At 71.9% G+C, this 26,846-nt stretch carries 28 protein-coding genes; 8 read left to right on the forward strand and 20 right to left on the reverse strand.

All coding sequences use genetic code 11. The features are described 5' to 3' along the window. Positions 1-64: 64 nt before the first annotated feature. A complete protein-coding gene (locus Dsi01nite_RS18190) occupies positions 65-292 on the reverse strand; it encodes a hypothetical protein (RefSeq protein ID WP_203847366.1) in 228 nt (75 codons plus the stop codon). A 70-nt stretch (positions 293-362) separates the two neighbouring features. On the opposite strand from Dsi01nite_RS18190, the gene Dsi01nite_RS18195 reads away from it, so the two are divergent. After that, positions 363-890, forward strand: a complete 528-nt coding sequence (locus Dsi01nite_RS18195) for a hypothetical protein (RefSeq protein WP_203847367.1) — start codon at positions 363-365, stop codon at positions 888-890. A gap of 1 nt (position 891) precedes the next feature. Here Dsi01nite_RS18195 and Dsi01nite_RS18200 read toward each other — a convergent pair whose 3' ends face one another. The 5 genes from Dsi01nite_RS18200 to Dsi01nite_RS18220 are packed head-to-tail and all read right to left on the reverse strand — an operon-like array spanning position 892 to position 4,254. Beyond that, positions 892-2,139, reverse strand: a complete 1,248-nt coding sequence (locus Dsi01nite_RS18200) for an ankyrin repeat domain-containing protein (protein ID WP_203847368.1) — start codon at positions 2,137-2,139, stop codon at positions 892-894. Positions 2,140-2,142: 3 nt separating this feature from the next. After that, a complete protein-coding gene (locus Dsi01nite_RS18205; protein WP_203847369.1) occupies positions 2,143-2,340 on the reverse strand; it encodes a hypothetical protein in 198 nt (65 codons plus the stop codon). Continuing rightward, positions 2,330-2,782: a hypothetical protein gene (locus tag Dsi01nite_RS18210; protein WP_203847370.1), complete on the reverse strand. Its 453-nt coding sequence runs from the start codon at positions 2,780-2,782 to the stop codon at positions 2,330-2,332. Before Dsi01nite_RS18210 ends, Dsi01nite_RS18205 begins: the two co-directional genes overlap by 11 nt. Beyond that, entirely contained in the window at positions 2,779-3,288 is a 510-nt protein-coding gene (locus tag Dsi01nite_RS18215; RefSeq protein ID WP_203847371.1) for a P-loop nucleotide/nucleoside kinase family protein, read from the reverse strand. Before Dsi01nite_RS18215 ends, Dsi01nite_RS18210 begins: the two co-directional genes overlap by 4 nt. A gap of 18 nt (positions 3,289-3,306) precedes the next feature. Further along, positions 3,307-4,254 carry a hypothetical protein gene (locus Dsi01nite_RS18220; RefSeq protein WP_203847372.1) on the reverse strand — a complete coding sequence of 316 codons (948 nt, stop codon included), beginning with the start codon at positions 4,252-4,254 and terminating at the stop codon, positions 3,307-3,309. 44 nt (positions 4,255-4,298) lie between these two features. On the opposite strand from Dsi01nite_RS18220, the gene Dsi01nite_RS18225 reads away from it, so the two are divergent. Together Dsi01nite_RS18225 and Dsi01nite_RS18230 are read left to right on the forward strand one after the other, a co-directional pair. Next, complete coding sequence (locus tag Dsi01nite_RS18225; RefSeq protein WP_203847373.1) at positions 4,299-5,621, forward strand: hypothetical protein; 1,323 nt, start codon at positions 4,299-4,301, stop codon at positions 5,619-5,621. Beyond that, positions 5,621-6,580, forward strand: a complete 960-nt coding sequence (locus Dsi01nite_RS18230) for a nitronate monooxygenase (RefSeq protein WP_203847374.1) — start codon at positions 5,621-5,623, stop codon at positions 6,578-6,580. The genes Dsi01nite_RS18225 and Dsi01nite_RS18230 overlap by 1 nt, the downstream gene beginning before the upstream one ends. Positions 6,581-6,597: 17 nt before the next feature. Here the strand turns inward: Dsi01nite_RS18230 and pyrF are convergent, their stop codons facing one another. Continuing rightward, positions 6,598-7,350: an orotidine-5'-phosphate decarboxylase gene (pyrF, locus tag Dsi01nite_RS18235; RefSeq protein WP_203847375.1), complete on the reverse strand. Its 753-nt coding sequence runs from the start codon at positions 7,348-7,350 to the stop codon at positions 6,598-6,600. 27 nt (positions 7,351-7,377) lie between these two features. Here pyrF and Dsi01nite_RS18240 point away from each other — a divergent pair, with 27 nt between their 5' ends. Beyond that, entirely contained in the window at positions 7,378-7,971 is a 594-nt protein-coding gene (locus Dsi01nite_RS18240) for an HIT family protein (protein WP_239135974.1), read from the forward strand. Positions 7,972-7,983: 12 nt separating this feature from the next. Here Dsi01nite_RS18240 and Dsi01nite_RS18245 read toward each other — a convergent pair whose 3' ends face one another. Continuing rightward, the gene (locus Dsi01nite_RS18245; RefSeq protein WP_203847376.1) at positions 7,984-8,406 is read right to left on the reverse strand and encodes an ASCH domain-containing protein; all 423 of its coding nucleotides are present in this window, start codon (positions 8,404-8,406) and stop codon (positions 7,984-7,986) included. Further along, a complete protein-coding gene (locus Dsi01nite_RS18250; RefSeq protein ID WP_203847377.1) occupies positions 8,403-9,404 on the reverse strand; it encodes an ArsR/SmtB family transcription factor in 1,002 nt (333 codons plus the stop codon). The genes Dsi01nite_RS18245 and Dsi01nite_RS18250 overlap by 4 nt, the downstream gene beginning before the upstream one ends. A 72-nt stretch (positions 9,405-9,476) precedes the next feature. On the opposite strand from Dsi01nite_RS18250, the gene Dsi01nite_RS18255 reads away from it, so the two are divergent. Continuing rightward, positions 9,477-10,466 (forward strand): aldo/keto reductase, encoded by a 990-nt coding sequence (locus tag Dsi01nite_RS18255; protein WP_203847378.1) that lies wholly within the window; start codon positions 9,477-9,479, stop codon positions 10,464-10,466. A gap of 16 nt (positions 10,467-10,482) precedes the next feature. Continuing rightward, a complete protein-coding gene (locus Dsi01nite_RS18260; protein ID WP_203847379.1) occupies positions 10,483-11,121 on the forward strand; it encodes a hypothetical protein in 639 nt (212 codons plus the stop codon). 6 nt (positions 11,122-11,127) lie between these two features. Here the strand turns inward: Dsi01nite_RS18260 and Dsi01nite_RS18265 are convergent, their stop codons facing one another. Together Dsi01nite_RS18265 and Dsi01nite_RS18270 are read right to left on the reverse strand one after the other, a co-directional pair. Continuing rightward, positions 11,128-12,360 carry a PP2C family protein-serine/threonine phosphatase gene (locus Dsi01nite_RS18265; protein ID WP_239135975.1) on the reverse strand — a complete coding sequence of 411 codons (1,233 nt, stop codon included), beginning with the start codon at positions 12,358-12,360 and terminating at the stop codon, positions 11,128-11,130. 66 nt (positions 12,361-12,426) lie between these two features. Then, positions 12,427-12,732 (reverse strand): STAS domain-containing protein, encoded by a 306-nt coding sequence (locus Dsi01nite_RS18270; protein ID WP_203847380.1) that lies wholly within the window; start codon positions 12,730-12,732, stop codon positions 12,427-12,429. A gap of 134 nt (positions 12,733-12,866) precedes the next feature. On the opposite strand from Dsi01nite_RS18270, the gene Dsi01nite_RS18275 reads away from it, so the two are divergent. Next, positions 12,867-13,280 carry an ATP-binding protein gene (locus Dsi01nite_RS18275; RefSeq protein WP_203847381.1) on the forward strand — a complete coding sequence of 138 codons (414 nt, stop codon included), beginning with the start codon at positions 12,867-12,869 and terminating at the stop codon, positions 13,278-13,280. Positions 13,281-13,457: 177 nt separating this feature from the next. Here the strand turns inward: Dsi01nite_RS18275 and Dsi01nite_RS18280 are convergent, their stop codons facing one another. The 6 genes from Dsi01nite_RS18280 to Dsi01nite_RS18305 form a co-directional block, all read right to left on the reverse strand. After that, positions 13,458-15,272 carry a sensor domain-containing diguanylate cyclase gene (locus Dsi01nite_RS18280; protein WP_203847382.1) on the reverse strand — a complete coding sequence of 605 codons (1,815 nt, stop codon included), beginning with the start codon at positions 15,270-15,272 and terminating at the stop codon, positions 13,458-13,460. Positions 15,273-15,340: 68 nt separating this feature from the next. Next, positions 15,341-15,598, reverse strand: a complete 258-nt coding sequence (locus Dsi01nite_RS18285; RefSeq protein WP_203847383.1) for a hypothetical protein — start codon at positions 15,596-15,598, stop codon at positions 15,341-15,343. A 169-nt stretch (positions 15,599-15,767) separates the two neighbouring features. Beyond that, entirely contained in the window at positions 15,768-17,345 is a 1,578-nt protein-coding gene (locus tag Dsi01nite_RS18290) for a glycoside hydrolase family 43 protein (RefSeq protein ID WP_203847384.1), read from the reverse strand. A 31-nt stretch (positions 17,346-17,376) separates the two neighbouring features. After that, a complete protein-coding gene (locus tag Dsi01nite_RS18295; RefSeq protein ID WP_203847385.1) occupies positions 17,377-18,267 on the reverse strand; it encodes a carbohydrate ABC transporter permease in 891 nt (296 codons plus the stop codon). Beyond that, on the reverse strand, positions 18,267-19,157 hold the full coding sequence (locus Dsi01nite_RS18300) for a carbohydrate ABC transporter permease (protein ID WP_203847386.1): 891 nt from the start codon (positions 19,155-19,157) through the stop codon (positions 18,267-18,269). The genes Dsi01nite_RS18295 and Dsi01nite_RS18300 overlap by 1 nt, the downstream gene beginning before the upstream one ends. Further along, a complete protein-coding gene (locus Dsi01nite_RS18305) occupies positions 19,154-20,467 on the reverse strand; it encodes an extracellular solute-binding protein (RefSeq protein WP_239135976.1) in 1,314 nt (437 codons plus the stop codon). Before Dsi01nite_RS18305 ends, Dsi01nite_RS18300 begins: the two co-directional genes overlap by 4 nt. A gap of 155 nt (positions 20,468-20,622) precedes the next feature. Here Dsi01nite_RS18305 and Dsi01nite_RS18310 point away from each other — a divergent pair, with 155 nt between their 5' ends. Continuing rightward, positions 20,623-21,648, forward strand: a complete 1,026-nt coding sequence (locus tag Dsi01nite_RS18310; protein ID WP_203847387.1) for a LacI family DNA-binding transcriptional regulator — start codon at positions 20,623-20,625, stop codon at positions 21,646-21,648. A 28-nt stretch (positions 21,649-21,676) separates the two neighbouring features. Here the strand turns inward: Dsi01nite_RS18310 and Dsi01nite_RS18315 are convergent, their stop codons facing one another. The 3 genes from Dsi01nite_RS18315 to Dsi01nite_RS18325 all read right to left on the reverse strand — a co-directional run bounded on the left by Dsi01nite_RS18315 (position 21,677) and on the right by Dsi01nite_RS18325 (position 26,717). Further along, positions 21,677-23,134 (reverse strand): ricin-type beta-trefoil lectin domain protein, encoded by a 1,458-nt coding sequence (locus Dsi01nite_RS18315; RefSeq protein ID WP_203847388.1) that lies wholly within the window; start codon positions 23,132-23,134, stop codon positions 21,677-21,679. A 188-nt stretch (positions 23,135-23,322) separates the two neighbouring features. After that, positions 23,323-25,053 carry a carbohydrate-binding protein gene (locus tag Dsi01nite_RS18320; RefSeq protein ID WP_203847389.1) on the reverse strand — a complete coding sequence of 577 codons (1,731 nt, stop codon included), beginning with the start codon at positions 25,051-25,053 and terminating at the stop codon, positions 23,323-23,325. Between the two features lie 44 nt (positions 25,054-25,097). Continuing rightward, complete coding sequence (locus Dsi01nite_RS18325; RefSeq protein WP_203847390.1) at positions 25,098-26,717, reverse strand: ricin-type beta-trefoil lectin domain protein; 1,620 nt, start codon at positions 26,715-26,717, stop codon at positions 25,098-25,100. Between the last annotated feature and the right edge of the window lie 129 nt (positions 26,718-26,846).

The raw sequence follows: 26,846 nt of genomic DNA on the forward strand, positions 1-26,846 counted from the left end.
CGGCTGATCAGGTGAGGTCGGACGTTGGGGAGCAGCGCCGCACCGACGCTCCGGACCGCAACGGCTATCGGCGGCGGTTGCGGGGATGGTCCTTCGCCGTGCGTTCGTTGCCGTGCTTGTAGTTGCCGGTCAGGCGGGCCATCAGCTCCTGCGGATCGTCGTTCTCGACGTCGACCAGGAACCGGGCCGCCGCCGCGCCGCGCAGCACGCCCGCGGGGCGGCCGTGGTGCAGCAGCTCGATGTCGCCGCTCTTGCGGACACGGTACGTGAAACCCTCAGGCGATCCAGTCATCACCGCATCGTCCCCGCGACGGGCGGCCCACACGAGCGAGTTTCGGCGGCGGCGATTGCTACCGTGGGCCGTGCCCATCCCGTGGCGGTCCAGCCCCGACGCGTTCGCCCAGATCCTGCGCCGTCGTGGCGTCGACCCCGCGGCCGTGACCGATGTCGAGGCGGCCTGGTGCGCGTTCGGCGAGTTCCTGGACGTCGAGGTCGACGGCGTCGACCCGGACCAGGACGGCGACGGCTTCATCATCCAGTGGGGCCGGCACTCGTGGAATGGCGGGCGGCTGTCCCTGAGCCTGACCCGGCAGCTCATCGTCCACCATGACCCCGACCCCGAAGACGACGAGGACGGCTACGAGGACGACTACGGCCACGACGAGTTCTGGCAGGTCGACCTGACCATGTGCTTCGACGACGAGCCGGACCTGGCCGGCCTCGACGACCTGGAGGCCCGGGACACCGGCTTCACCTTCGACCCGATCGGCCCGGCGAGGACGGCCGCGCTGGCCGGGGCCCGGGCGGACCTGGAACGGCACCCGCAGCTGCGCGCCGTCTGGCGGGCCACTCCGGTCAGCAGCGAGCTGTCGTTCGACAGCGCCTGCTGACTCAGCGGGCGGCGGACGGGTCGAACCGGCCGGCAAGGTCCTTCAGGATCTCCGAGCGGCGCTGCTCCCGCGCGGCGCCCGACGCGTCGGACCGGGCGGCACAGTGCCGGCCGGCGAGGGCGGCCTGGGCGGCGAGCTGCCGTAGCCGCAGCCCGAGCCGGCGCAGTCCGTCGTCCGAACGCGCCGCCTCCGCCGGCACCGCCGCCGCCAGTGCCTGCAGGACCGCGATGTCGTCGTTGTCCAGGGCACGATCCAGGGCGGTCGCGTCGACCGCCGCTCCCCGGTCGAGCAGGTGCCGGGCAAGGTCCGCGTCGACTCCGTGAGCGCCGACCCGGAGGCTGTTGCCCACCGGTACACCACGATCGACGAGCCACCGGACGACTGTGGAAGACCGCTGCCGCAGCGCGACGTCGACCGGGGTCAGCCCGCCGCCGACCTCCTCGGCCGGGTCGCACCCCGACGCCACCAACCGCTCCAGCAGGGCGAGGTCGTCGGCCACGGCCGCCCGCTCCAGCGCCAGCCGGCGCAGCCTGCGCTGCCCGACGAGGGTGCCGCGCTCCAGCGCGCCGCGCCAGTCGAGCACGGCGGAGCGCACCAGCCGGCGCAGCTTCTCCGCCGTCTCCCGGACCCGCGGGTCGCCGGAGTCGTGCAGGTTGTCGACGGCGTAGCGCAGCTCGGCGTCGGCGGTGTTGCCGGCCTCCCACGGGTCGCGCTCCAGCGCCAGCCGACCGAACAGCGCACGGAGGTCCCGGGCGAGCGGCCCGGCCCGGTCGCCGTCCACCAGCTCCCATCCCGCCGGCAACCCTTCCTGCCAGGCCACGACCGCGCCGTGGTCCGGGCCTTCGGCGGTGCGCACGTACACCCGGTCGTAACACTCGAATCCGCCGATCGGCAGGTGGACGAGCCGCCCGGACCAGTCCGGCCGGTGCTCCGCGGCCAACGCGCACTCGTGGTCGATCCAGCCCCACAGGTCGTCGAAGGCGCCGCTGTCCGGGTAGAACAGCTCCGCGAAGGACAGTGCCACGTCGTGCCCGCCGAGGTCCGCGCGCAGGTCGTAGTGCAGCCGACCGCCGAACGTGGTCCGCCACAACGCCACGAGCGCGCCGGGCAGCGGTCCGGCGCACCGCGATGCCACCGCGGCGAGCACCTCGTCGGTGACGGGCGGCTGCGCCCGCAGCACCAGCCGGTCCTCGAACACCGCGATCCCGGCCTCGGCGAGGATCCGCAGGTCGGTCTCATGCATCTGCATCGGTCAGGGCCTCGGGTCGAATGCGGGCACGTACGGCAGGGGGACGGATCCCCACCGCTCGGTGAGGGTGTCGTGCCGGCGGCCCGACAACTCCGCCAGGGCCGGCGTCCCGGAGGAGCGGCGGGCCCGGTCGCCGCCGCCCAGCGGGCCCAGCCGGGCGCCGGGGAGCAGCGCCCGCGCCGCGTCGAGGTCACTCCCCACCGATGGTCCTGGGCAGCGTGAACGGCGGGGCGGTGCGGTCGAAGGCGCCGAGTTCGCCGTCGGGTTCGCCGATGTACGCGTAGCCGTCCTGGACGTAGAAGTGCATCCACGGTTCCCCGGACGGATGCACGTCGGCGACGCCGATCCAGCCCTGTGTCAGCGACCACGGGGCCATCCAACTTGGCACTGAGCGCATCAGGTCGTACATCGCGTCGTCGACCAGGTACATCCGCACGTACAGCTCGGAGTCGTCCAGGGACCGGGCCCAGCCGTCGGGCATGGTGTCGTCCGGGACCGGCAGCAGGCACTGCCAGGCCTCCAGCTCCGGCGGCTCGGGCGGCAGGTCGGTCAGGCCGAGGTGGAAGCGCAGCTCGGCCAGGACCGACGAGGGTGTGTCCGGGCGCAGCCGCAGCCGCAGCGTCCACTCGTAGTGCAGGCTCATCGCCGGGCGTACTCCAGGGCACGCCGGACGTTGTCGGCGACCGGGTCGACCGAGTCCAGGACCAGGCGTTCGTCGTCCCAGCCCTCGAAGCCTTCCCGGCGGGCCTCGACCGACTCCCACGTCGGCTCGGCGGCGCCGGCGAGGTCGACGTCGCGGCGCTCCTCGAGCCGCCGCCGGTGCAGGGCCGGGTCGGAGCAGACGACCTCGACGAACCGCAGCGGCACCTCGTGCCGGGCGGCCAGGTCCCGCCACTGCTGGCGGGCCACCTCGGCGTCGTTGACGGCGTCGACGACGACCGTCTGGCCGAGCCTGAGCATCGCGCCGGCGAGCGCGCCGACGACGACGAACGCGGCCAGCCCGGTCGGCTGGTCCCGGTCGATCCCGGCGGCCCACAGCGCCACCTCGACGGGGTCGACGGGCAGCACCGGCGCCGGCAGCTCCCGGGCCAGCTGCCCGGCGATCGTGCTCTTCCCGGTCCCCTGCAGGCCACACATCGCGATCAGCACCCCGTCAGGTTGCCACAGTCAGTCGAGCGGATCCCAGTGTCCGGCGTACCGCAGCAGCGACGCGGCGAGGTCCGGGTGCGCCGCCGCCCAGACGGTGTCGAACAGGAACCACTGCTGGTGCCCGAACGGCTCGTTGCAGTGCATCGCCAGCTGGGCGAGGTGCTCGTCGACCCGGAGCAGCGAAGCGTCGGGGTTCCGCCCGTCGGTGCACTCGCCGACCTCGATCAACGAAGTGGCCTCCTGGTGCACGGCGGCGTGCGCGGCCGGCATGCCGGCCGGCCATGGGCCGTCGCCGAGGTTGAAGCCCGGCCACTGGTTGCACCGCCGCAGGGCCGGCTCGACGGTGGTGTCGTCCGGGGCGACGAGCGCCCGCAGCACGAGCAGCTCCGGCGGCCAGTCGCCGGCCGGCGCGGCCGCGCGCAGGTGACCTGGCAGCCCCGGGAGGTCGACGCCGGGGAACTCGAGGGGCTCCAGCCGGGCGAGGGTCTCGCCGTCGTAGTGGGTCAGGAACACCGCGTAGGTCGTCACCGCGCCACCGGCGGGCGGTGCGTCGCCGGGCAACGGCCACGACCCGTGCAGCAGGTAGGCGAGCCGGTCGGCGCGGGCCGTTGCCAGGTCGTCGTGGAGGAAGAAGTAGGCCAGTTCGACCTCGTCGTCGTTGGTACGCGCACGCAGGCTCTGTCCGTCGAGCCGGATGTAGTCGGTGTCGCCCTCGACGTAGAGGTGTTCGTGCAGCAGTGTGCGTAGCTCATCGACGGTTCCCGGCCGGGGCAGCTGCTCCTCCTGGGCCGCTTCGAAGATCGAGGCCAGCCCGTACACCGGACCGCCGAGCTCCGCCTCGATCCAGTCCCATGGCGCGTCGTTGTCCCAGCCGCGCCGGAACCAGTCCAGCACGCCGCGATCCGGCAGCCGGCGGATGCGCAGGCTGAACGGCCCCTCGTAGTGCGTGCGGTAGACGAAATACACGTCCGCGACTGTACGGCGGTTCGCGGGTCCAGTACGTTCCGCGCGTGAAGATCATGGAGGATGACGAGCCCCGGCCCGTCGAGTTCGTCGGCGCTGGTGGGCACGGCGTGCCGTTGCCGTTCACGAACTCCTCCCGCAGGCCGCCCGAGCCGCCGGAACACCCGGCGCCCCGGCGACCGAGACGGTGGGGCCGGTGGCTGCTGGCGGCCGGTGTCCCGGTGGTGCTGGCGGCGGCGCTGTCCCTGACTTCCGGGACCGACGCGAAATCCCGGACGGCCGTCGCGGCGTCGCCCACCGCCGAGCCGTCGCGGTCGAGGACGCCCGCGGAGGTCAAACAGGACCTCATCGACGCCGGGCTCGCTGCGCAGAGCCAGGCGCTGCTCGGCGGCGACCTGGCCGCCTACCTCAGTTTCGTGGACGCCCCGCTGCACCCCGAGTTCACCCAACGCTTCCACTCGCTGCGGGCGCTGCGCGTGGCGCGGTGGACGGCGAAGGTCTTGATCATGCCACTGGACCCCGACGACAAGTGGACCGTCAAGGTGACGGTGAGGTACTGCCTCGGCGACGCGGACTGCGTACCCGCCGAGATGGTGCTGCCGAGCACGTGGACGGTCCGGGACGGCAGAGCGGTCGCCACCACGTTCCAGCGCACGGTGTTGCCGTGGGACCTGACGGCCCTGGAAGCCGTCGCGGGCCGGCGGGTGATCGTGGCCGCGCCGGCTGCGCTCGCCGGGCAGTTGCGGCAGACCCTTGAGGCCGCGGACCGGGCCGCCGACCTCGCCGACCGGTACGCCCGGTGGGATCCGCCGCCCAAGCGGTACGTCGTCTACATCGCCGGGCCGGAGCAGTGGCGCACCTGGTGGAACGGCCGGACCGACTACACCGACGGCTACGCGTACGGCCCCTACGGTGTCGCGGTCAAGGCCGATCAGGACGGCCTGACGAACCTGCTCACGCACGAGTTCACGCACGTGGTGAGCATCAGCGACCAGTACGGTGGCGCGCGCGACTGGTGGCTCACGGAAGGTCTCGCGGAGTACGTCGCCGATCGGGACGGCTCCTGGACGCGGGACCGGCTGCCGTTCGTGCGCCGCTACCTGCGGGCCGGCCGGTGGGACGGGGCCGTCACGCTCGCCGGCGTGCCGAACGGCGCGTCCAAGGACGACAGCGTCGCCCGATACGGCCTGGCCCTGCTCACCGTGACCTGCCTGGCCAACCGGTTCGGCGAGGACAAGATGCTGGCGTTCTTCACCTCCGTCGTCCGCGAGGCCCAGGAGCCGGAGCAGGCGGCACCCACGGTGTTCGGCACCGACTGGGCGCCGGTCGCCGGGGCCTGCGCCGCCGAGATCCGTGGCAAGGTCAAGTGATGACGTTGACGACGCGGCTCACGACGCTCGCGGGGGTACGGCATCCGATCATGCTCGCCCCGATGGGAGGATCGGCCGGCGGGGCCCTCGCCGCGGCCGTCTCGCGGGCCGGCGGCCTCGGCATGCTCGGCGCCGCCGACGGCAACCGGGCATGGCTGGACCGGGAGGTGCCGATCGTCGCCGCCGGCACCGACCGGCCGTGGGGCATCGGCTTCCTGACCTGGATGCTCGACGTCGCCGCCGTGCAGCGGGCGCTGGAACACCGGCCGCGGGCGGTCATGCTGTCCTTCGGCGACCCGGCCCCGTTCACGGACCTCGTCCGGCAGGCGGGCGCGCTCCTCATCATCCAGGTCACCGACCTCGAGGAGGCCCGCCACGCGGTGGACCTCGGCGCCGACGTCATCGTGGCGCAGGGCACCGAGGCCGGTGGGCACGGCGCCCGGCGGGGACGCTCGACGCTGCCGTTCGTCCCGGTCGTGGTGGACCTCGCGGCGCCGGTGCCGGTCCTCGCCGCCGGTGGGATCGCCGACGGGCGTGGCGTCGCGGCCGCGCTTGCCCTGGGCGCGGCCGGCGCCGTGATCGGCACCCGGTTCCAGGCCACCAGTGAGGCCCTGGTGGACCCCGCGATCGCGAAGGCGATCGTCGACGGGCGCGGCGAGGACACCGAGCGCAGCCGGCTCCTCGACATCGCCCGCGGGTCCAGCTGGCCGGAGCGGTACACGGCGCGGACGCTCGGGCATCCGTACCTGGACCGGTGGCGCGGCCGGGAGACCGAGCTCGACGCCGGCGCCAGGCAGGAGTATCAGGACGACGTGGCCCGCGGCGCGATCCCACCGCTGCCGGTGTGGGCCGGCGAGGCCGTGGACCTCATCGACGACCTGCCGTCCGCCGAAGACCTCGTGCCCGCCCTGGCGGCACAGGCCGAGCAGGCGCTGCACCGGGCCGGACGAACGACCTGACGCCTGGCCGCCAACCGTCACCGGCCGGGGGTATCTGGTCCCTGGTCCGCTGGGCGTGTTCCGTCGCTGCTGACCCGCAGCTCCTCGGCGATCGCGGCCAGGACGGCCCGCGGGTCGGCGGCGCGGGTCAGGGCGCGGCCGATGACGACGTGTGAGGCCCCGGCGCGGAACGCGTCCACCGGGTGGGCCGGCCGGGCGTGATCGGTGCCGGCCGGGTCCGGCGCCGGCAGGGTCACGCCCGGTGTGACGATGAGCTGGTCGGTGCCGAGCAGGCGGCGCAGGGGTGCGGCGTCGTGGGGTGCGGCGACGACGCCGTGGCAGCCCGCGGACCGGGCGAGCTGGGCCAGCCGGGTGACCTGCTCCTCGGTCGAGGCGACCACCCCCACCTCGGCGAGGTCGGCCGCGGTGAGGCTGGTGACGACGGTCAGCGCGACCACGCGCAGCCGCGGGAAGTCGGCGGCGGCGCCCACCGCGGCCGCGAGGATCCGGGAGCCGGCGGTGGCGTGGACGGTCACCATCGTCGCGCCGCGCCGGCCGGCGGCCCGGACCGCCGCCGCGACCGAGGTCGGGATCTCGAACAGCTTCAGGTCGAGGAAGACGTCCTTGCCGGCCTCGGCGAGCGTGGTCGCCAGCGCCGGGCCGGCGGCGGTCAGCAGCTGCAGCCCGATCTTGTACGACTGGCACGCGTCCCCGAGCCGCTCCACGACCGCCGACGCCTCCTCGGCGGTGTCGAAGTCCAGCGCGACGATGACCCGACGGGTGAGATCCATGGACGTCATCCTGGCATGATCACAGGCATGACCGACCGGTTCCTCACCCACCTGCCCATCGGCGGGCCGTCCGTGCCGTTCGACGGCGACGGCATCCCCGGCTGGGAGACGTTCCCGTTCGACGGCGACCTGGCGGTGAAGTCGCTCGACCCGCCGGTGCTGCCGGAGCCGCCGCGCAACGGCGAGGGCGACCCGGCGTCGTGCGCCGTCTGCCGGGACGAGGTGAGCCGGGTGGTGTGGGCCGACGAGCACTGGACGCTGCGGCACTCCGGCGGGCCCACCGCCATCCCCGTGGTGGTGCTGCTGTGCCCGATCGCCCACCACGACCTGGCCGACCTGCCGCCCGAGCGGGCCGCGGAGATCGGGCCGATGATGCAGCGGGTCGAGCGGGCCATCATGTCCGTCGGCGGGATCGGCCGGGTGCACACGCAGAAGATCGGCGACGGCGCGGAGCACCTGCACCTGTGGTTCATGGGCCGGCCCGCCGGGCTGACCCAGCTGCGCGGCAGCTGCCTGACGCTGTGGGACGACGTGCTGCCCAAGCAGGACGAGACCCAGTGGCGCGCGGTCCTCGGCGAGGTCGCCGCCGCCCTGGCCGTCGACGGCGGCACCGCCTACTAAAGGCAGCGTCTACTAAGGCAGCGTCTCCACGAGCCGGAACCGTTGCAGCACCGCGAGGGTGGTGTCGTCGACGGTGAACTCCGGGTCGCCGAGCCAGCCGCGGTAGTCCGGACTGTTCCAGAACTCCTCGTGCCCGGCCCGCCAGGCGGCGACCGTGTCGTGGCCCTCGCCCTCGTCGCGGGCGTGCTGGACGTCGACGTCGCCGAGCGGGAGCACGTCGACCCGGGTCATTTCAATGACCGCGACCGGGCGCCCCGCGGAGTCGATCACCGCCGCCCGGTAGCCGGCGGCCGGCATCGGCTCGCCGTCGAGCTCGTAGTCCTGGGCCAGGGCGGTGGTGGTGGTCTTCGTCCCGTCCAGCACCGCGGCGACGAGCGCGTCCCGGAGCGGGCCGGGAAAGGCGAACTGAAACTCGGGCAGGTCGGTGGCGGTCATTCGGCCAGCGTAGTGCCCGCGGCGGCGTCCAGGAGGGCCTCGGCGGCGCTCGTGCGCGCGTAGAGCACCCGGCGCCCGGCGCGGTGCGTGCTGACCAGGCCCGCGTCGCGCAGGGCGGTGAGATGCTGCGACACGCCGGAAGCGGACAGGCCGGTCCGCTGGGCGATTTCGGTGGTCGAGGCGGGTGTACCGAGTTCCGCCAGCAGCTGGGCCCGCGCCCGGCCGAGCACCGCGGCCAGAGCGGTGAACCCCGAGACGGGCCGGGCGTCCCACAGGGTGCCGGCTCCCCTGGCCGGGTACGCCAGCTGCGGCGGGTCCGGCGGCGCCGACCTGGTGAACAGGTCCGGCCCGGTGAACACCGACGGGATCAGCAGCAGCCCCGGGCCCGCGGCGTGGCGGGGCAGCGAACCCGGCCGGCGGGCCAGCCGCAGCGCGGTGTCGTCCCACGCGACCGAGGCGTGCAGGTCGTTGAGGACGTGACCGGCGCCGTGCTCCGCGACGAGACGGGCCCGGTGGAACACGTCGGCGTCCAGCACCGCGCGGATGCGCGCCCAGTACGGTGCGAGCGCCAGCTCCCAGTACACCTCGATCTCGGCGGTGAGCAGCGGCAGTTCGGCAACCGGGTCGACGTGCAGGCGCCGCGCCCGGGGGCTGAGGCCGCCCTCCTGCCGGGCGAGGCGTTCGAGGTCGCGGTGGACCTGCGCGGTCGGCGTGGCCCGGATCGCGGCGAGCTCGTCGGCGAGGGTGGGGTTCGCGCCGGCGGGTGCCGGGTTGAGGAAGTCGGGCACGTATCCGGCCGCCGGGATCAGCTCGGCAAGCCGGCCCTCGGCGAGACCGGCCGCGTCGACCCTGGGCCGGACGTCGTCGATCCACGCCTGGTGCACGGGGTGCGCCCGTCCGCGTGCCAGCAGCCGGTAGCTGGGCCCGGCCTCCCACATCGGCGAGACGGCGAACCGGACGCGGGCCAGATCCGCCACCGAGAACGCCAGCTCTTCCATCACCCGACCCTAACGATTCGTTCCTGGCTGAATCATTGTGCCCAGCGGTACCCGTGCCGCCAAGCTGCCGGCATGACTTCGCAGACGATCGACGCGGCGGCCGCGGGCACCTGGACTCTCGGCGATCTGGTGGTCAACCGGATCGGGTTCGGTGCGATGCGCCTGCCGCAGCACGGCGAGGCGTTCGCGCCCGGCGCCGTCCCACGGGACCGCGACGAGGCCGTCCGCGTGCTGCGGCGCGCCGTCGAGCTCGGGGTGAACCACATCGACACCGCCGCGTTCTACTTCTCCGCGCTGCGCTCCGCCAACGAGCTGATCGGCCGGGCGCTCGCCCCGTTCCGCACCGACCTGGTCATCGCCACGAAGGTCGGCCCGGCGCGGGACCGGTCGGGCGCGTGGGAGCCGCACGCGACCCCGGGGCAGTTGCGCGGGCAGGTCGAGCAGAACCTGCGGGAGCTCGGCCGGGACCAGCTCGACCTGGTGAACCTGCGCGTCGTGGGCACCGACCCGGTCGCGGAGCGGTTCGGCGCCCTCGCGGACCTGCGGCAGGCGGGGCTGATCCGGCACCTGGGGCTGTCCAACGTCCACCCGCACCACCTCGACGAGGCGCTCGCCATCGCGCCGGTGGTGTGCGTGCAGAACATGTACGGCGTCGGGGTGCGCCCGGAGCAGGCCGGTTTCGTGCGGCGGTGCGGGTCGCTGGGCGTCGCGTTCGTGCCGTTCTACTCCATCGCCGGCACCGCCCGCGCCGCAGGTATGGCCCGCGCCGCGGACACCACCCGCGCGGACGGGGCGGCCCGCGCCGCAGGCAGCGCCCGCGCTGACGCGACCGCGGGCACCGCGGGGTTGGGTGGTGCCGGCGGGGACGACGCGGTGCGCGCGGTCGCCGCGACGCACGGGGCGAGCCCGGCGCAGATCCGCATCGCATGGACCCTGCACCAGGGCCCGCACGTCCTGGCGATCCCCGGCACCGGCGACCCGGAGCACCTCGCCGCCAACGTCGCCGCGGGCGCACTGCGGTTGACGGCACAGGACCTGGCTCGCCTGGACGCGGCCGGCTGACGGTAGCCTCGCACCCGTGGGTGGTCGTTCGTACATGCTCGCGACCCGGATGCCGATGTCGCGGACCGGTTTCGAGGCGTGGCTCGACGCGCCGCTGCCGGGACTGGACATCATCGAGAACCCGGCCGCGATGTGGACCGGCTGGGTGGACGACGCCGGCGACCCGGACTGGGACCTGGCCGACCTCGCCGGCTATCCGGCCGCGGTGACCGCGATCCGCGAGGCCCGCGGCTCGACCCCGCGGCGGCTCCTGGCGGCCCGCGCCGCCGGCGGCAGCACCGTTGCCCGCCACCACGACGGTGCGCTGGAGCTCTACCTGTACGACTACCACGCCGACACCTACGGCACCCAGACCAGCCTGCTCATGCTCGCCGGCGCCGGTCGCCACGCCGAAGCCGGCGCGGCCACGCCGGTCCTGCACTGGGGCGGCGACGTCTACCCGGACCTGCCGCTCGGCGGCGACCAGCCGCTCGCCGTGCTGCTGGTGGACCGGGCCGGTGCCCGGTTCGTCGACCGCTACCCGGTCGACGCGCTGATCGAGCGGCTGCGCCCGGTCGAGGCCGTGTTCCTGGCCGCCGGTGAGGCGGCCGGCGGCGAAGGCGACTGGGCCGCCGAAGGGCTGGTGGACCCCTTGATCCGCGACGGCGCCGGCTAAAAGGATTTACCCGCGGCGAACGGCCAGGACGGCGACGTCGTCGGTCGGTGCCGTGCCGTCCAGCAGCCCCATCGCCGCGTCACAGGTGGCGTCCGCCGTGCCGGGGTGCAGGGCGCCGACCATCCGCTGCAGGCCCTTCATGATGCTCTGGTCGCGGCGTTCGACGAGACCGTCGGTGTACAGGAACAGGCCTTCGCCCGGCCCGATGGGCAGCTGGGTGACCCGGCGTTCGGCGCCCCGGTAGGCGCCCAGCGGCAGGTCCGGCGCGAGCACGAGCAGCCGGCCCGGCCCGTCCGGCTGGGTCATCACCGGTGGCAGGTGACCGGCGCTGGACAGCGTCACCGTGCTGAGGGTGGGGTCGAGCACCGCGTAGAGGGCGGTGGCCATGGCGTCGGGTTCGAAACGCTGGACCTTGCGGTCGAGGCGGGTCAGGACGTCGGCCGGGTCGTCGGTCTCCATGGCGTACGCCCGCAGCGCGCTGCGGATGCGGCCCATCACCACGGCGGCGTGCAGCCCGCTGCCGGCGACGTCACCGATGACGATGCCGACGTGACCGGACGGCAGGTCGAAGACGTCATACCAGTCGCCGCCGACGCCGACCTGGGCGCCGGGCACGTATCGCACCGCCACGTCCAGGCCCGGGATCGAGGGCGGCCGGGCCGGCAGGAGGCTGCGTTGCAGGGCCACCGCGGCGGCCCGGTCCAGGTGCGACCGGCGTGCCTCGGTGGCGAGACTGGCCCGGTCGGCGACCAGCTGCAGCAGCTCGATGTCGTCGGCGGTGAACCGCCGCGGCGCCACGGTGCCGATGTGCAGCACGCCGGTGACCCTGCCGCTGCTGAGCATCGGCACGCCGAGGACCGAGACGATCCGCGCCGGCAGCAGCGCCGCCTCGACGCCGGCGGCGTGGTCGAAGTGCTCGACGGCGACCGGTTGACCGCGCACGGCGACACCGCCGGCGAAGCCGAGGCCGATGGGCACCCGCACGTCGTGCCGCAGGGCCTGGTCGAGGCCGGCCGCCGCGGTGGCCACCAGGTCGGTGCTGTCCTGGTCGAGCAGCAGCGCCACGGCGCTGTCGGCGCTCAGGATGTCCAGGGTCCGCTCCAGCAGCTCGTGGAGCAGGTCCTCGAGCCCGAGCTGGGACAGGGCGGCGTCGGTCACCGCCTGCAGCCGGCGTAACCGCTCCGCACTGTCGGCCGTGGCCTTCCCGCCGCGCTTCGGCACCGTGTCCCTGCCCCTCACCCGTCGAGCTGCCTGCCCAGTGTCGCACCCATACCGTGCCCGTCGGATCGGCCACGATCCCTGTGGTCAGCCGGACAGGTGATCCAGCACCCCGGTCAGGTCGAGCACGTCCCGCACGATCCCGGTCGGATTGGTGATCCGGAACTGCCGCCCCCGCTCGTCCGCCAGGCGTCGGCTCTTGAGCAGCGCGTTGATGCCGGCGGAGTCGATGAACGTGACCGCCGCCAGGTCGACCACCACGCTCGGCGGGCCGTCGTCGACGGCCGCGGCGACCGCCTCGTCCAGCGCGGCGGCCGTTGACAGGTCGACGGCACCGGTGACGGTCACGGTGATCGTGCCGGCGTCGCGGGTGGTGGACAGCGACAGCGTCATGGGCCCTCCTTGCGCGAAACGACAAGCGCCTGCTGACCCTATATGGTGGCTGGACGAGGGCGTGGTGACGGCGCCAGCGGATTCTGATCGTCTGCGACGCCGCCGCAGGCAACGCGCGACGTCGTGGATGTGACATGCGGGATGGCGCTGACCCGCCGGCGGTGCTGGTGACGCTGCCGCCGGTGACGGTGGCCGGTGTCGCCGACGTCCGGCGCCGGGTGAGCGAGGCCGCGCACGAGGTCGGCCTGTCCCCCGAACGGGTGGCGGCGTTCACGGTCGCCGTGAACGAAATCGTCATCAACGCCGTGGAGCACGGCGGCGGCACCGCCGCGGTGACCCTCATCCTGCGGACGCACCGGGTCGTCGTCGAGGTGGTCGACCACGGCACGGCACCGTGGCGGTTCAGCGTGCCGGCCACCCCTCCCCCGCCGGGCCAGCTCCACGGCCGGGGTCTGTGGCTCGCCGCGAAGCTCTCCGACGAGCTGACCGTCGACGCCGGCGGCATCGACCGGCTCGTGCGCCTCACCGCAACCACGGCCGGCCACTGACCCGACCGCGACAGCCAGGCCGGGCCCCAACGGCGACGCCGGGCCCCAACAGCGAGGCCAGGTCCCAACGGCGAGGCCAGGCCGCAACAGCGACGTCAGGTCAGGCCGCAGCGGCGAGGCCAGGCCAGGCCGGCCGCGACGCCAGACCCGCGACAGCGAAGCCGGGCCGGGGCGAGGTCAGGCCGCCGCTTTGCGGTGCTGTTTGGTGCGGTACATCGCCGCGTCCGCGTCGCGCAGCAGCCGGTCCGGGTCGCCGGCCGGGCCGGTGGCGACCCCGACGCTGGCACCGACGCGCAGCGGCCGCCCGTCGAGATCGATCGGCGCCGAGAGCGCGGCCACGATCTGCCCGGTGAGCGTGTCCACGCGGGCCGGGTGCGGGTCGGCGACCAGCACCGCGAACTCGTCTCCGCCGAGCCGGGCGGCGAGGTCGCCGGGGCGCAGCAGCGCGGTCAGCCGGCCGGCGACGGTCGTGAGGACGTGGTCGCCGACGTGGTGGCCGTGCCCGTCGTTGATCGCCTTGAAGCCGTCGAGGTCGATGACCAGCACGCTGATCCGGCGGCCGGCGTGGCGTCGCAGGCGCTCGCCGAGCAGGGCACGGTTCGCGAGGCCGGTCAGGGCGTCGTGGGTGGCCTGGTGGCGCAGCTCGTCCTGCAGGGCGTGGGCCTCGGTGATGTCGCGGGCGTTGTACACCACGCCGCGCACGCTCGGGTTGCCGCGCAGGTCGGCGCCGATCACGTCGAGCCACCGGTAGGTGCCGTCGGTGTGCCGGAGCCGGACCTGTGCCGAGGCCCGGCCGGTGGGGTCGGTGGTGAGCGCGTCGAACGGGCCGGCGTCCTCGGGGTGCACGCGTTCGCGGAGCACCGTGCCGAGCGCCTGCTCCGGGTCGATGCCCAGGATGCGCCCGGCGGCCGGGCTGGCGTAGATGACGGCGTCCCGGTCGTCGACGACGAGCGTGACGTCGGAGGCGTGTTGGACCAGGGAGCTGAACCACTCCTTCTGGTCGCGGAGCTCCAGCATGCTGCGGTCCAGGTCGGTCAGCAGCCGGTCGTTGTCGTGGAAGGCGGCGAGCTGCCGGGTGAGCACGAGCACCGTGATGATCACGACGCCGGCGGTCACGCCCCAGATCCGGGCGTCCGGGCGCACGCCGGCGAGCGCGGCGACGAGCAGGATCTGGGTGGCGATGACCGCCAGGTAGGGCATCCGGCTGAACCGGCCCCGCGGTCCTCCCGGCCGGTCGCCGGGGCGGTGGCGGGTCTGCAGTTCCTGCAGCCGGAGGCTGAACGCGACCAGGATGCACGGGATGAGCTGGGCGACGTACATCAGGCCGGGGTCGGTGTCGCCGGTGAGGCCGGCGGCGACGGAGGCACCGACCGCGGTGCCGGCGGTGCCGATGCTGCCGGTGACCCCGGCCGTCAGGGTGAACGGCGCGGTGTCGCTGAGGATGAGTTTCAGCACGCCGAGGACGATGACCAGCATGACTGCCGACAGGGCGGCCGTGGCGAGGCGGTCGGCCATGCTCGCGGCGCCGAGGTTCGCACCGATCGAGAAGTACCAGAGGAACACCGCGACACCGACCAGGACGGTCGCGGCGTCCAGCCACAGCCGCAGCCGCTGCCGGCCGGCGGCGCCGAGCGGGTGGCGGAGCATGGTGACGACCATGGTCGACATGCCGAGGACGACCAGGCCGGTCTGCACGATGCTGGCCCCGGTGAGCTCCGGGTGGCGCAGCACCAGCACGGACTGGTAGCCGTCGCCGAGGGCGCAGCACAGGGTGGTGAACGCCATCGAGCGCCAGAACCGGCGGGCCGGCCATTCCACGCACAGCGCCGCCAGCCGGCGGGAGAACCACACCAGCGAGACGTCCAGGCCCGTCTGGATCAGCCAGGACGACCTGCTGCCGCCCGGTCCGAGCAGGAACCAGAGCACGACGGCGACGGTCAGCCCGCCGATGCCGAGCAGCACCGGGTCACGCAGGAGCGAGCGATGAGCCACGACGGACCATCGGCCGTGGCCCGCCGCGCATGAGTGCGCGGCGCCGGCGCACCCCACCTACCACCGGATCAGGGAACGGCGCACCCCGGCGGGACCCACACCAGGCGGGCGGGGTACAGCGCCTCGGCCGTCTCCAGGGCCGCCTCGGCGGAGCCGAACACCGCCACCTCGAGACTCCCGTCGGCGAGGAACCAGCTGGTCACGGCCCGGTCGGCGAGCTGATGCCCCCAGGCGACGACGCACGGGTGGCCGTCGTCCTCGGGATCGGCGACGATGCCGAACAACGAGGGCGCACCCTCCAGCAAACGCAGGTCTGTCTCGGTCACGCGAGCGCCCCCTCCCACGCAGATGCACGTGCATTTGCATCCTAAGACGCGAAAGTCCTGCTCAGGAGGGTGCAGGGCACTGGGAAGGAAAGTGAAGTATCCGCACGCCGTCGCACTGAGTAGTCGACGGCGGCTGCGGGTGGATCCGCAGCCGCCAATCGACGCAACCTCAGCGCTGCGGCTTGTAGGTGGCAGCGGAAAAGTCCGCGGGCCGGCCGGCGCCGGTCATGTCCTGCACCCACAGGCCGAAGAACGCACCGGTGAAGCCCCACGCCCGTGGCAGGCCGCCGTCGGACTCCTGGGCGTACTCGTCCGAGAGGATGCTCGCGTCGAACGGGCCCCACTCGACGTCGCCGTACGAGGCGCGCAGCGCCCCGCCGTCGAGGTCCAGCCGCAACCGGACCGGCCCGCTGACCGGCACCGCCGGGCCGTGCACGCTGACCCGGCCACGGTCGCTGGACAGCACGTCGACGAACGAGCCGATGGTCTCGTCGAAGCCGACGCGCAGGAAGTACCAGTTGCGGCTGTTGTAGTACGCGGTGATCCCGGCCTGCTGCTGGAAGTGCACCGGTGCGAACTCGACCGTCGCCTCGAACGTGGCCCGCCCGTGCTGCACGCGGCGCGCGACGAGGCTCTCCCCCGAATTGGCGCCGGGCGAGCGGCCGCCCTGGACGCGCAGGTGCCCGGGGCGCGCGATCGAGGAGACCCACGTGCTCGTGGCCGGGCGGCGCAGCGTGCTCCAGTGGGGGCCGAGCGTCGGGCTGGTGAAGTCGTCGGTCTCGGGCTCGTCCGGCCACGGGTGCGCCGGCAGGTCCGGGCCCTCGACGACGTCGTGCGGCACGCCGCCGTCGATGCGCGGCCAGCCGTCCGCGGTCCAGGTGACCCGCTGGATGGCGGTCTCCCGGCCGAGGACGCACCGCCCGCGCGGGCTGAGCGGCCGCCCGGTGAGGTGCGCGAAGAACCACTCGCCGTCGGGGGTCTCCACCAGGCTGCCGTGGCCGGCCTTCTGCAGCGCCAGGTCGGGCCGGTGCACGGCGGTGATGAGCGCCCCCGCCGGGTCCGACCCGTAGGGGCCGAGCACGTCCCGGGACCGGGCGACCGTCGCCTGGTGGAACCACTCGGTGCCACCCTCGGCGGTGACCAGGTAGTACCAGCCGTCCCGCTGGTACACGTGCGGGCCCTCGGTCATCCCGGCCGGGGTCCCGGCGTAGATGTCCACCGCGTCGCCGACGAGTTTGCGGGTGTCGCGGTCGTACTGCTGGGCGATGATGCCGTTCGCCCAGGCGTGACCGGGGCGCCAGTCGGTGCGGTTGGACAGCAGCCAGCTCTTGCCGGTGACCTCGTCGTGGAACATCGACGGGTCGAAGCCCTGCGCGTGCAGCGGGACCGGCGCCGACCACGGCCCTTCGATCGCCGGCGCGGTCACCAGATAGTTGGGCGTGTCCCAGAACGCGGAGTAGGACTTCACGTCGGTGAAGACGAGATGGAACAGTCCGTCCACATAGGACAGGCACGGGGCCCAGACACCGCCGGAGTCGGGGTTGCCCGTCATGTCGAGCAGCCGGACGCTGTCCAGCGCGCCACCGATCGGCCGCCAGTGCACGAGATCCTTGGAGTGGTGCAGGCGCACGCCCGGATACCACTCGAAGGTCGAGGTGGCGAGATAGTAGTCGGTGCCGACCCGCAGGATCGACGGGTCTGGATGAAATCCGGGCAGGACCGGGTTTCGGATGGAGCCGGCTGTCATTGGTCGTCCCTCGTGATCGAAGTGCGCAGTGCTACTTGCCGAAGCCCGCGGCGAGGCCGCTGAGCAGGTGCCGGCGGCCGAACAGGTACAGCGCCAGGACCGGCAGGGCGGACAGCACGACCGCGGCCATCAGGCCCGGCACGTTCGTCCCGTACTGGCTCTGGAAGTTCCACAGACCCAGCGGCAGCACCCGCTGGTCCTGGCTCTGCGTCAGCACCAGCGGGAACAGGAACCCGTTCCAGGCGCCGAGGCCGACGAAGATGCCGACGCTGACCAGTCCCGGCCGCGACAGCGGCAGCACCAGCCGGCCGAAGACCCGCGCCGGGGTGGCGCCGTCGACGGTCATCGCCTCGTACAGCTCGCCCGGGATGTCCCGCAACGTGCTGGTGAGCACGACGATCGCGATCGGCAGGGAGAACGCGGCGGTCGGCAGGATGATCGCCAGCAGGGTGTCGTACAGCTGCAGCCTGGTGATGATCAGGTAGATCGGCACGATGACCGCCTGTGCCGGGACGGCCAGGCCGAGCAGGAACACGTTGAACATCGAGCGCACCGAGCGGCTCGGGTTGCGCACGATCGCGTACGCGGCCGGCAACGCGACCGCGAGCACCAGCGCCACCGTGCCGAAGGCGACGACGAGGCTGTTGGTGAGGAACCTGGTGAACCCGAGGTCGAACAGTGAGGTGAAGTTGTCCAGCGTCGGGCTGGTCGGCAGGTCCAACGGCCCCTGCTCGATGTACTGGTCCTGGCTGCGGAACCCGGTGATGACCACGAAGTAGACGGGCACCGCCACGATCAGCAGCCACACCGTGGCCGCGATCCCGGCCGGGAAGTTCGGCCGGCCGCGCCGGCGGGGACCGGCGGAGGGCGGCGGCACCGACCGGCTGCGGTGCGCCGGCCGGCGGGCGAGGTCGAGACTCATCAGGCACCTTCCCGGTCGCTGGTCATCCGGTGGTAGCCGGTGAGCCTGACGACGACAACCGACAGGGCGGTGCCGAGCGTGACCAGGACGACGGCCAGGACGCTGGCGTAGCCCATGTCGAAGCCGACGAAGCCCTTGATGTACATGTGCAGGGGCAGCACCCGCGTCGCGGTGCCCGGGCCGCCGTTGGTCATCAGCAGGATCATCTCGAAGTACGTAAGCGACCCGACGAGGATGAGGACCGAGGAGGCGATGATCGTGTTGCGCAGCTGCGGCAGCGTGATGGAGAAGAACTGCCGCACCCCCGTCGCGCCGTCGAGTTGCGCCGCCTCGTAGAGCGAGACCGGGATCTGCCGGGTCGCCGATTGGTACAGCAGGGTGTGGAACGGCACGAACTGCCAGGCGATGACGAACGCGATGACGTAGAGCGCCTTCTCGGGCGAGCCCAGGAAGTTGCCGTCGGGCACGCCGAGGTACTTGCCGTAGTCCGCCGCGAGGCCGAAGTTCGGGTCGAGCAGCGACACGAACGTCACCGAGATCGCGGCGGTGGACAGCAGCAGCGGCAGGAAGAACAGCGTGGAGAGCACCGCGCGGCTGCGCTGCGTGCCGGCCGCCCACACGCCGATGAGGAGGGCGAGCGGCGTCTGGCCGACCCAGGACACCACGGTCAGCAGCAGGGTCTTGCCGATGCCGTTGAACAGTTCGCTGTCATCGGCGAGGGCGGCCCAGTTGCTCAGCCCGGTCCAGACCGGGTCGCCGAGGCCGTTCCACTTCGTGAAGCTGAGGTAGACGACCGCGAAGACCGGCAGGATGCCGAACGCGGCGAAGAACAGGACCGCCGGCGCGGCCCAGATGATTCCGGGCCGCGCCGCCGCTTTGGATGTTGTCATTTCGCCTTGGCCATGTTGGCGACGAAGGCGTCCGGCGTGATCTGTCCGAGGAAGAGCTTCTGCAGGTTGGTGAGCAGCTCGGTGCTCACGGACGGGCTGAGCGCCTGGTCCCAGGACTGGGTGAAGCTGGGGGCGTTGGCGACCAGGTCGTAGGTGAAGCCGGTGAAGTCCGCGTTGGGCTTGGACTTCAGCGTCGTCTCGACGCCCTTGATGGCGGGGACCTGACCGGCGTCGATGAGGCCGTTGACGTACTGCTCGGACGCGAGCGACTTGACCAGGAAGTCGACCGAGGCGTCCTTGCTCTTCGAGGCGGCGTTCACCGAGTAGTAGTTGCTCGGGTTGCCGACCACGGACTTCGGGTCGCCGGCGCCACCCTCGTAGGCGGGGAAGGCGGAGAAGCCGAGCTTGCCGTTCTTGATGAAGTCCGGGTTGGCTTCCTTCTGCACCGAGAAGTCCCAGGTACCCATGAGGTGCATGGCGGCCTTGCCGGTCGCGAAGAGCTTCGAGGCGCCCTGGTTGTCGTAGTTGACGCTGGCGAAGTTGGTGCCGAACGCGCCGCGCTTCACCAGGTTCTGGATCTCACCGAGGGCCTTGACGACGGCCGGGTCCTGCCAGGCGCCCGCCTTGCCGGCGGCGATGTTGGCGAACTTGTCGGCACCGCCGATGCGGTCCAGCAGGTACTCCAGCCACATGAGCTCGGTCCAGCCCTGCGAGCCGGCCAGGGCGATCGGGGTGATGCCCTTGCCCTTGAACACGTCGACGAGGTTCAGCAGGTCGGCGTAGGTCTTCGGCGGCTGCACACCGGCGGCGGCGAAGACGTCCTTGTTGATGAACAGCACGACCGGGAGCACGCCGAGCATCGGCAGGCCGTACTGCTTGCCGTCGACCTTGCCCACGTCCAGCACGCTGGGCAGGAACTTGGCCTTCAGCTCCGGGTTCTTGGCGAGGGCGTCGTCGAGCGGGGCGACCTGGTTGGCCTTCACGAACTCGGCGAGGTTGCCGCCGCCCCAGTTGAAGAAGACGTCCGGCGCGGCGGGCGAACCCATCGCGACCTGGAGCTTCTGCTTGTAGGCATCGTTGACGTACGTGACCAGCTCGATCTTGGTGTTGTTGGCCTTGTTGTACGCGTCGATGCTCGAGGTGGCGATCGGGTTGACCGCGGCGTCCTGCAGGGCCCAGACGGAGACCTTGCTGGGCTCGCCGGGCTTCGAGGTGCCGGGGCCGGAGCTGCCGCAGGCGGTGAGCGCCACGGCGGTGGTGGCGGCGAGCATCCCGGTGATGACTCGGCGAAGCTGCACTGAACGGCGCATGCGCCGTACCGTCCTTCCATCGAAACAATCCGTACATCCCCGAAATTTCTGTCATATTTCGGGAAATGTTTCGGAATGGGGGTGTGGGGTGTACGGTGCCGATCACAAGCCACGCCCCAACGGTTCGACAATCGTTTTCGAAACACAGGTGACCCATGACCATCAAGACCGGCCCCACGATGGCGGAGATCGCGCAGGAGGCGGGCGTCGCGATCTCGACCGTGTCCAAGGTGCTCAACGGCCATACCGACGTCGCCGCGAAGACCCGCGAGACGATCGAAAAACTGATGTCCGAGCGCGGCTACCAGCGGCCGCGGGCGGCGAAGAACGGCCGCCGGCGCCGCAACGACCTCGTCGATCTCGTCATCAACGAGCTCGACAGCGTCTGGGGGTTGTCGATCCTCACCGGCGTCGAGGAGGTCGTCGAGGAGGCGGGACTTGCCCTGGTCGTGTCCGCCGTGCACAATCGGCAGTCGCTGACCCGCCGCTGGGTCGAGTCGCTGCTGGCCCGCGGCTCCGAGGGCGCGATCCTGGTGCTGTCGGAGCTCGCCGAACGCCAGCACGACGACCTCACCCGGCGAAACCTTCCGTTCGTCATCGTCGACGCCGTCAACCAGCCGCCGCCGGGCACCCCGGCGATCGGCGCCACGAACTTCGCCGGTGGCTACAGCGCCGCCGAGCACCTCGCCGCCCTCGGCCACCGCCGGATCGCCGCGATCGGCGGCCACGAGCAGTTCCAGTGCACCCGGGCCCGCATCGCCGGCTACCGGGCCGCCCTGGAATCCGCCGGCCTGCCCGTGGACCGGCGGCTGATCCGCTACGGAAACTTCCACCACGACGGCGGCCTGATCGCCGCGCAGAGCCTCCTGGAGCTGCCGGACCCACCGACGGCCATCTTCGCCGGCAGCGACCAGCAGGCGACCGGCGTCTACGAGGCGGTCCGCCGCGCCGGGCTCACCATCCCCGGCGACATCAGCGTGGTCGGCTTCGACGACCTCAACTTCGCGCAGTGGACCGCTCCCCCGCTCACCACGGTCCGCCAGCCGTTGCACGAGATGGGCGTCGTCGCGGCCCGCACCCTGCTGCGCATCGTCAACGGCGAGCGCCTCGAATCCACCCGCATCGAGCTGGCCACCGACCTGGTGGTCCGGGAGAGCACCGCACCGCCGCGGGCCCACTGAGGACCCGCGGCGGCGCTGCTAAAACGGGTTAGCGCACGGACCAGAGCTGGTTCGGCAGGCCGAGGCAGTCCCAGATGATGATCGGGGTGCCGTTGGCGGTGCCGCGGCCCGACGCGTCCAGGCAGCGCCCCGACGGCGGGTTGAAGATCGAGCCGTCGGCGCGGATCACCCAGTGCTGCGCGGTGTTGCCGTAGCAGGTCCACAGCTGGACCTTCGAGCCGTTCGCGGTCGCCGCCTGGTCGATGTCCAGGCACTTGCCGGACTGCGGATTCACCAGCGCGTTGCCGTCCTGCCGCCACTGCTGCGCGCCATTGTTGAGGCAGTCCCACAGCTGCACCACGGCACCGTCGGTGGTCCGGCCGCCGGAGACGTCCAGGCACCGGTTCGAGCCGACGCCCACGATCGTGCGCGCCGGCGCCTGCCCGCCCCGGATGAGGAACAGGTTGTCCGCGACGTTGAAGTTGTTGGCCAGGTACGAGCCGGCCGGCGGGTTGGTCGAGTAGTAGTCGTTGTGGCCGCAGTCCAGGCGGTTCTCGTGGTTGCGGTCGGTGCAGATGTACCGCATCGGCGGGTGGTTCGGCTCGTCGGAGTAGCACATGACGTCGTACTCGTCGGTGCAGTGCGCGCCGCCGGACGCGTTGGGCGCGTTGTTGTTGACCGCGCCGAGGTTGTGCCCGAGCTCGTGCGCGGCGACGGCGGCGTTCCAGCAGCCGTTGTCGGACCGGCCGTACTCGGGGCCGAAGTTGGACCGGTTGTCGTCGCTCTTGCGGGTGTCACCGGCGAACCCGCCGATGCCGCAGTACACGTTGGCCTCGGTGAGCATCATGTACTTGCGGTCGGTGCGGTTGTAGCCGAGGGCCCGGATCGCGTTGACGCTGGCACCCAGGTCACCGAGCGCGTTGTCGGCGACGCGCACGTTGCGCACCACCGGCCGGCACTGCCCGTTGACGGTTTCGGTGACGAACCGGACGTGCCGCTCGCCCCCGGTCTCCCGGGCGCTCTCGTTGTAGATGACGTCGACGCCCTCGCCGATCTGGCGGAACGTCTCCAGGAACTGCCCGTAGCGGTCGGTGTTGCCGTGCACGTACAGGATCTCGACCCGGCGGCCGGAGACCCCGTCGCCCTCGCACACGGACAGGGCCGCCGCGACGGCCGCGGGTGCGGCGGTGACCTGCTTGCCCACGGCGAGCCCGGACGGCGGCGCGTCGGGGCCGTGGGTGCACATGACCGGGTTGACGCCGGTGACGCGAAGCCCACCGACGCAGGGCCCGGTCTTGTCGGCGACCAGGCCGCGGTGGACCAGGCCGCGGGCGGCGTCGTCGGACGGTTGTGCGACCGGGCGGGCGTCGGCGCCGAACACCGACACCTGCCCGTCCGGTGCGAGTGGCACGTGCGCGCCGGCGGCGCCGCCCTGGCCGGTCAAGGCCATGAGCAGCGCGACGCCGGCGATGAGGAGTGGCCGCCGTTGGCGGACGGTTGCCTTCATCGAGCCTCCTTGAGAATGGGCCCTCAAGGTAGGTACGAACGCCGTATGACACCGAAGGGTTTCGATGTTTTTCGGTTGTTTTCATGCCTGTTTTCACGCAGGGCAGCACCCGGTGGCGGTGCGCACCCCTGCTCACCGCCACCGGGATCCTGGCGTGGCAGCCGACGCCGACGGCCACCACGGGTCTTCTACTGGAACTTGAACCAGTCGACGTCCATCACGTCGGCGCTGTCACCCGCGCGGATCACCGCCGTGATGGAGGTGGTGCCGGCCGGCAGGTTGCTGACGTTGAACGCGATCTCGCGGTAGGTGCGCCAGTCCCCCGTGCCGAGGATGCCCGGCGCGGCGATGACCGGGCCGGTCGCCGACCCCGCGTGGAACTCCAGCGTGAACGCCTGGCTGGTCGGCCGGGCCGAGGAATACCGGAACACCACCTGGTTGGGCGTCCGCCCGCCGAAGTTGACCCCGTCGAAGCGGATCCAGTCGCCGTTGTTGGTGTAACCGACCTCCTGGCCGCCGCTGGCGGTGGACGTGGTCACCTTCTGGGTGCCGCTCTGGCTGTTCCACGACTCGGCCTCGATGGTCGAGAACGCGTTGCGGTTGCCCGGGTTGCCGGTCGGGCCGCTGGACGTGGGCGGGTTGCTGGTCGGCGGCTGGGTGGTCGGATTGGTGCCACCGCCCCAGTTGGCGCCGCGGCCGGACAGGGTGCCGTTGACGAACAGCGAGTTCTGCAGCTCCCGCTTGAAGCCGGCCTTGATGTTGGCGTTGTCCTGGATGCGGCTGTTGCCCCAGTAGCCGTCGGAGCAGCCGGGCTGACCCGACGACGCACCCGGCGGGCAGGCGAACTGCGCGATCGCCTCCCAGTTGCTGTTGATGTACGCGGCGGCCCGCAGCACGTCGGCGTTGCTGTTCACGTAGTTGAAGTACTCGTTGTACCAGGAGCCGAGCTTCGTCCAGTCACCGCCGAGCGACACCCGGTTGTTGACGTTGGTGCAGCTCGCGTCCAGCTGCGCGGTGCGGTACCCCTGCGGCGTCGACTCGGCGATCAGCGCCGGCTTGTTGTGCCCGCGGGCGAAGTTCAGCACCCGGTCGTAGAGCACCTTCGGGCTGCTGGTCGGGTTGTCGCAGGCCCACTGGTACTGCCGGTAGTTGGCGTCCCAGTAGAAGGTGCTCAGCGCGACCCAGTCCACGACGTCGTCGCCGGGGTACCAGTCGGCGAAGTGGTTGGCGTTGCTGAAGTCGAACTTGTACTGGGCGTCGCCGTCCTTGGCGTAGCTCGCGCTCTGCCACACCGTCGCCACGTTGGTCGCGCCGAGGGCGTCGATGCGCTGCTTCACCACGCGGAACGCGGCCTTGTAGAAGTCGTAGTTGTAGCAGTTCCACGGGCCGTCGAACTCGTAGCCGACCCGCAGGTAGACCGCCCGGCCGGTGTTGCGCAGGTAGACGATGAGGTTGTCGAGGTTCTGCCGGTACTGCGCACCGAGCGCGCCGGCGATGTCGGCGTCCTGCCGGCCGATGATGGCGCGCAGCGGCTGGTTCTGGCAGCCGGGGTTGTCCGCCAGGTACAGGCCGACGGCGAGGGCGGCGCCGGGGTACTCGGCCAGGGTCTGGTCGAAGTTGAAGACGTTGCCGTTGAGGTTGCAGGTGGCGGTCAGGCCGTTGCACGCGTTCGGGGAGATGTTGGTGTACAGCGTGACGCCGCCCGGGCGGGGGAAGGACGCGTCGGCGTCGAGCACCTGTTGCTTGTACGCGGTCAGGTCAGGGGTGGTCTGACCGGCGAGGAACAGCACCTTGCCGTTCGGCGGGAGGTTACGACCGGCGACCGCGCTGGCGGCCTGGGTGGTCACGGCGGTGATCAGGGGCACGGCGACGACGGTCGCCGCGAGGATACCCAGACCGATCTTGAATCTTCGGGACATTGGCGGATTTCCCTTTCGCACTGTTCTCGGGGGGTGTCGTGCGGTTACGCGAGGCGGAAGATCTGGTTGGACTGACCGGTGCCACACGTCCACAGCTGCAGGCGGGTGCCGTTGCCGGTGCCCCAGGCGGTCGCGTCGAGGCACTTGCCGGAGGCGGGGTTGAGGAAGGTCCCGTCGGCGCGCGGCACCCACTGCTGGGCGCTGTTGTTCAGGCAGGTCCACAGCTGCACGAGGGTGCCGTTGGCGGTGCCGGCACCCGCGGCGTCCAGGCACTTGCCGGACTGCGGGTTGATCCAGGTGTCGCCCTGCCGCCGCCACTGCTGGGCGCCGTTGCCGAGGCAGTCCCACAGTTGCACGGCGGCGCCGTCGGTGGTCCGGCCGCCGCTGATGTCGACGCACCGGTTCGAGCCCTGGCCGATGATCTGGTTCCCAGGACCAGGGCCGGTCCCGCCACCCGTGCAGGTGGTGACGAACCCGCGGTCGGTCAGGCCCTGGCAGAAGGAGGCCTTCGCCGCGCCGTACCGCGACAACCGCCCGTCGACGAACCAGGTGGAGTTGACCGGGAAGTCGAAACTGCCGTCCTGGATGCCGTCCCAGCCGTAGCGGAAGTCCAGGTCGATGTAGACGGCGGCCTTGATGACGTCGCGCAGGTCGTAGCTGCCGGGCAGGTTCGGGATCGGGCCGCTGTAGTTCATCAGGCCGAACAGCCGCTGGACCCACATGTTGCCGCGGGTCTCCTCCATACCGGCGGTGTCGCCGCCGTTGTCGGTGAAGTTCATCATCCCGGACTCCGACACGATCATCGGCTTGCCGTGGTCCTTGCTGAACTTCATCATCTTGAGCACGTTGCCGTCGTAGTCCCAGTTCTTCCACACGGCCGCCGGATTTCCGGATGAATCAGTGCCGATGTACGCGTTGCGGCACTGCAGGGCGCCCGTGTCGTAGTTCTGCGGCGGTGTCCCGTTGTACAGGTAGCCGTTGTCGTAGATCGGCAGGCACAGTTCGTGCGCGAAGACGGACACGCCGACCCAGTCGGTGACCGCGTCGCCGGGGTACATCTGCTCGTACTCGCCGCGGACCGGGTGGAACACGTACGTGACGTTGTCCTGCCGCTTCTGACCCTCGATGAGCGAGCGGATCCGGGCGAAGGCGTTCTTGTACGAGGCGCACGACGCGTCGGTGCAGTGGTAGAACGACGACACCTCGTAGTCGAGGCGCAGGAAGAACTTCGCGTTCGGGTACTGGTTGATGAACGCGATGAGCTGGTTGAACTGTGCGGCGTAACCACCCGCGGCGAGCTCCGCGGTGACCGCCCGGGAGCGGGCCGCCTTCGTGTTCTCGTCGCCGCCGGTGAAGCCGGGCGGGTTGTCCTTCCAGGACACGCCGACCTGGATCATCTTGCCCTGCTGGGCGAGGAACGTGGCGTAGTCGCGGTGCCCGGTGTTGACCCAGGTGCCGGACTTCACCTCGTAGTAGACGGAACCGCCGCTGGGCGCGGCGGCGAAAGACGTGTAGTCGTCCCAGGATGTTTTCGTGGACTGGCCGGCGAACATCAGCCGCCCGCCGGCGGGCGCGAACGTCGAGGCGCTCGCCGGCGCCGGGGCCAGTGGCACCAGCAGCGGCACCAGCAGCAGCGCCAGGACGGTGAGGGATCGTCGCAACATGCCGACACCGTATGGACCCGAACCGATAACCCGAAGCCGTTTCGAAACGTGTCGTTCACACCACTGACATATGCCCCGGGAGGCCCGGGACATTGATGCCGATATTTCGAAAGAAGTGGAACGGCGGGT

Source organism: Dactylosporangium siamense (genome assembly GCF_016862795.1).
Lineage (GTDB): Bacteria > Actinomycetota > Actinomycetes > Mycobacteriales > Micromonosporaceae > Dactylosporangium > Dactylosporangium siamense.

Excerpts from the sequence above, each read along its gene's own strand:
- Dsi01nite_RS18190 (WP_203847366.1), bottom strand. The coding sequence starts at position 292 with ATGACTGGATCGCCTGAGGGTTTCACGTACCGTGTCCGCAAGAGCGGC.
- Dsi01nite_RS18200 (WP_203847368.1), bottom strand. The coding sequence starts at position 2,139 with ATGCAGATGCATGAGACCGACCTGCGGATCCTCGCCGAGGCCGGGATC.
- Dsi01nite_RS18210 (WP_203847370.1), bottom strand. The coding sequence starts at position 2,782 with ATGAGCCTGCACTACGAGTGGACGCTGCGGCTGCGGCTGCGCCCGGAC.
- Dsi01nite_RS18230 (WP_203847374.1), top strand. The coding sequence starts at position 5,621 with ATGACGTTGACGACGCGGCTCACGACGCTCGCGGGGGTACGGCATCCG.
- pyrF (WP_203847375.1), bottom strand. The coding sequence starts at position 7,350 with ATGGATCTCACCCGTCGGGTCATCGTCGCGCTGGACTTCGACACCGCC.
- Dsi01nite_RS18240 (WP_239135974.1), top strand. The coding sequence starts at position 7,378 with ATGACCGACCGGTTCCTCACCCACCTGCCCATCGGCGGGCCGTCCGTG.
- Dsi01nite_RS18245 (WP_203847376.1), bottom strand. The coding sequence starts at position 8,406 with ATGACCGCCACCGACCTGCCCGAGTTTCAGTTCGCCTTTCCCGGCCCG.
- Dsi01nite_RS18250 (WP_203847377.1), bottom strand. The coding sequence starts at position 9,404 with ATGGAAGAGCTGGCGTTCTCGGTGGCGGATCTGGCCCGCGTCCGGTTC.
- Dsi01nite_RS18255 (WP_203847378.1), top strand. The coding sequence starts at position 9,477 with ATGACTTCGCAGACGATCGACGCGGCGGCCGCGGGCACCTGGACTCTC.
- Dsi01nite_RS18270 (WP_203847380.1), bottom strand. The coding sequence starts at position 12,732 with ATGACGCTGTCGCTGTCCACCACCCGCGACGCCGGCACGATCACCGTG.
- Dsi01nite_RS18275 (WP_203847381.1), top strand. The coding sequence starts at position 12,867 with ATGCGGGATGGCGCTGACCCGCCGGCGGTGCTGGTGACGCTGCCGCCG.
- Dsi01nite_RS18290 (WP_203847384.1), bottom strand. The coding sequence starts at position 17,345 with ATGACAGCCGGCTCCATCCGAAACCCGGTCCTGCCCGGATTTCATCCA.
- Dsi01nite_RS18295 (WP_203847385.1), bottom strand. The coding sequence starts at position 18,267 with ATGAGTCTCGACCTCGCCCGCCGGCCGGCGCACCGCAGCCGGTCGGTG.
- Dsi01nite_RS18300 (WP_203847386.1), bottom strand. The coding sequence starts at position 19,157 with ATGACAACATCCAAAGCGGCGGCGCGGCCCGGAATCATCTGGGCCGCG.
- Dsi01nite_RS18305 (WP_239135976.1), bottom strand. The coding sequence starts at position 20,467 with ATGCGCCGTTCAGTGCAGCTTCGCCGAGTCATCACCGGGATGCTCGCC.
- Dsi01nite_RS18310 (WP_203847387.1), top strand. The coding sequence starts at position 20,623 with ATGACCATCAAGACCGGCCCCACGATGGCGGAGATCGCGCAGGAGGCG.
- Dsi01nite_RS18315 (WP_203847388.1), bottom strand. The coding sequence starts at position 23,134 with ATGAAGGCAACCGTCCGCCAACGGCGGCCACTCCTCATCGCCGGCGTC.
- Dsi01nite_RS18320 (WP_203847389.1), bottom strand. The coding sequence starts at position 25,053 with ATGTCCCGAAGATTCAAGATCGGTCTGGGTATCCTCGCGGCGACCGTC.
- Dsi01nite_RS18325 (WP_203847390.1), bottom strand. The coding sequence starts at position 26,717 with ATGTTGCGACGATCCCTCACCGTCCTGGCGCTGCTGCTGGTGCCGCTG.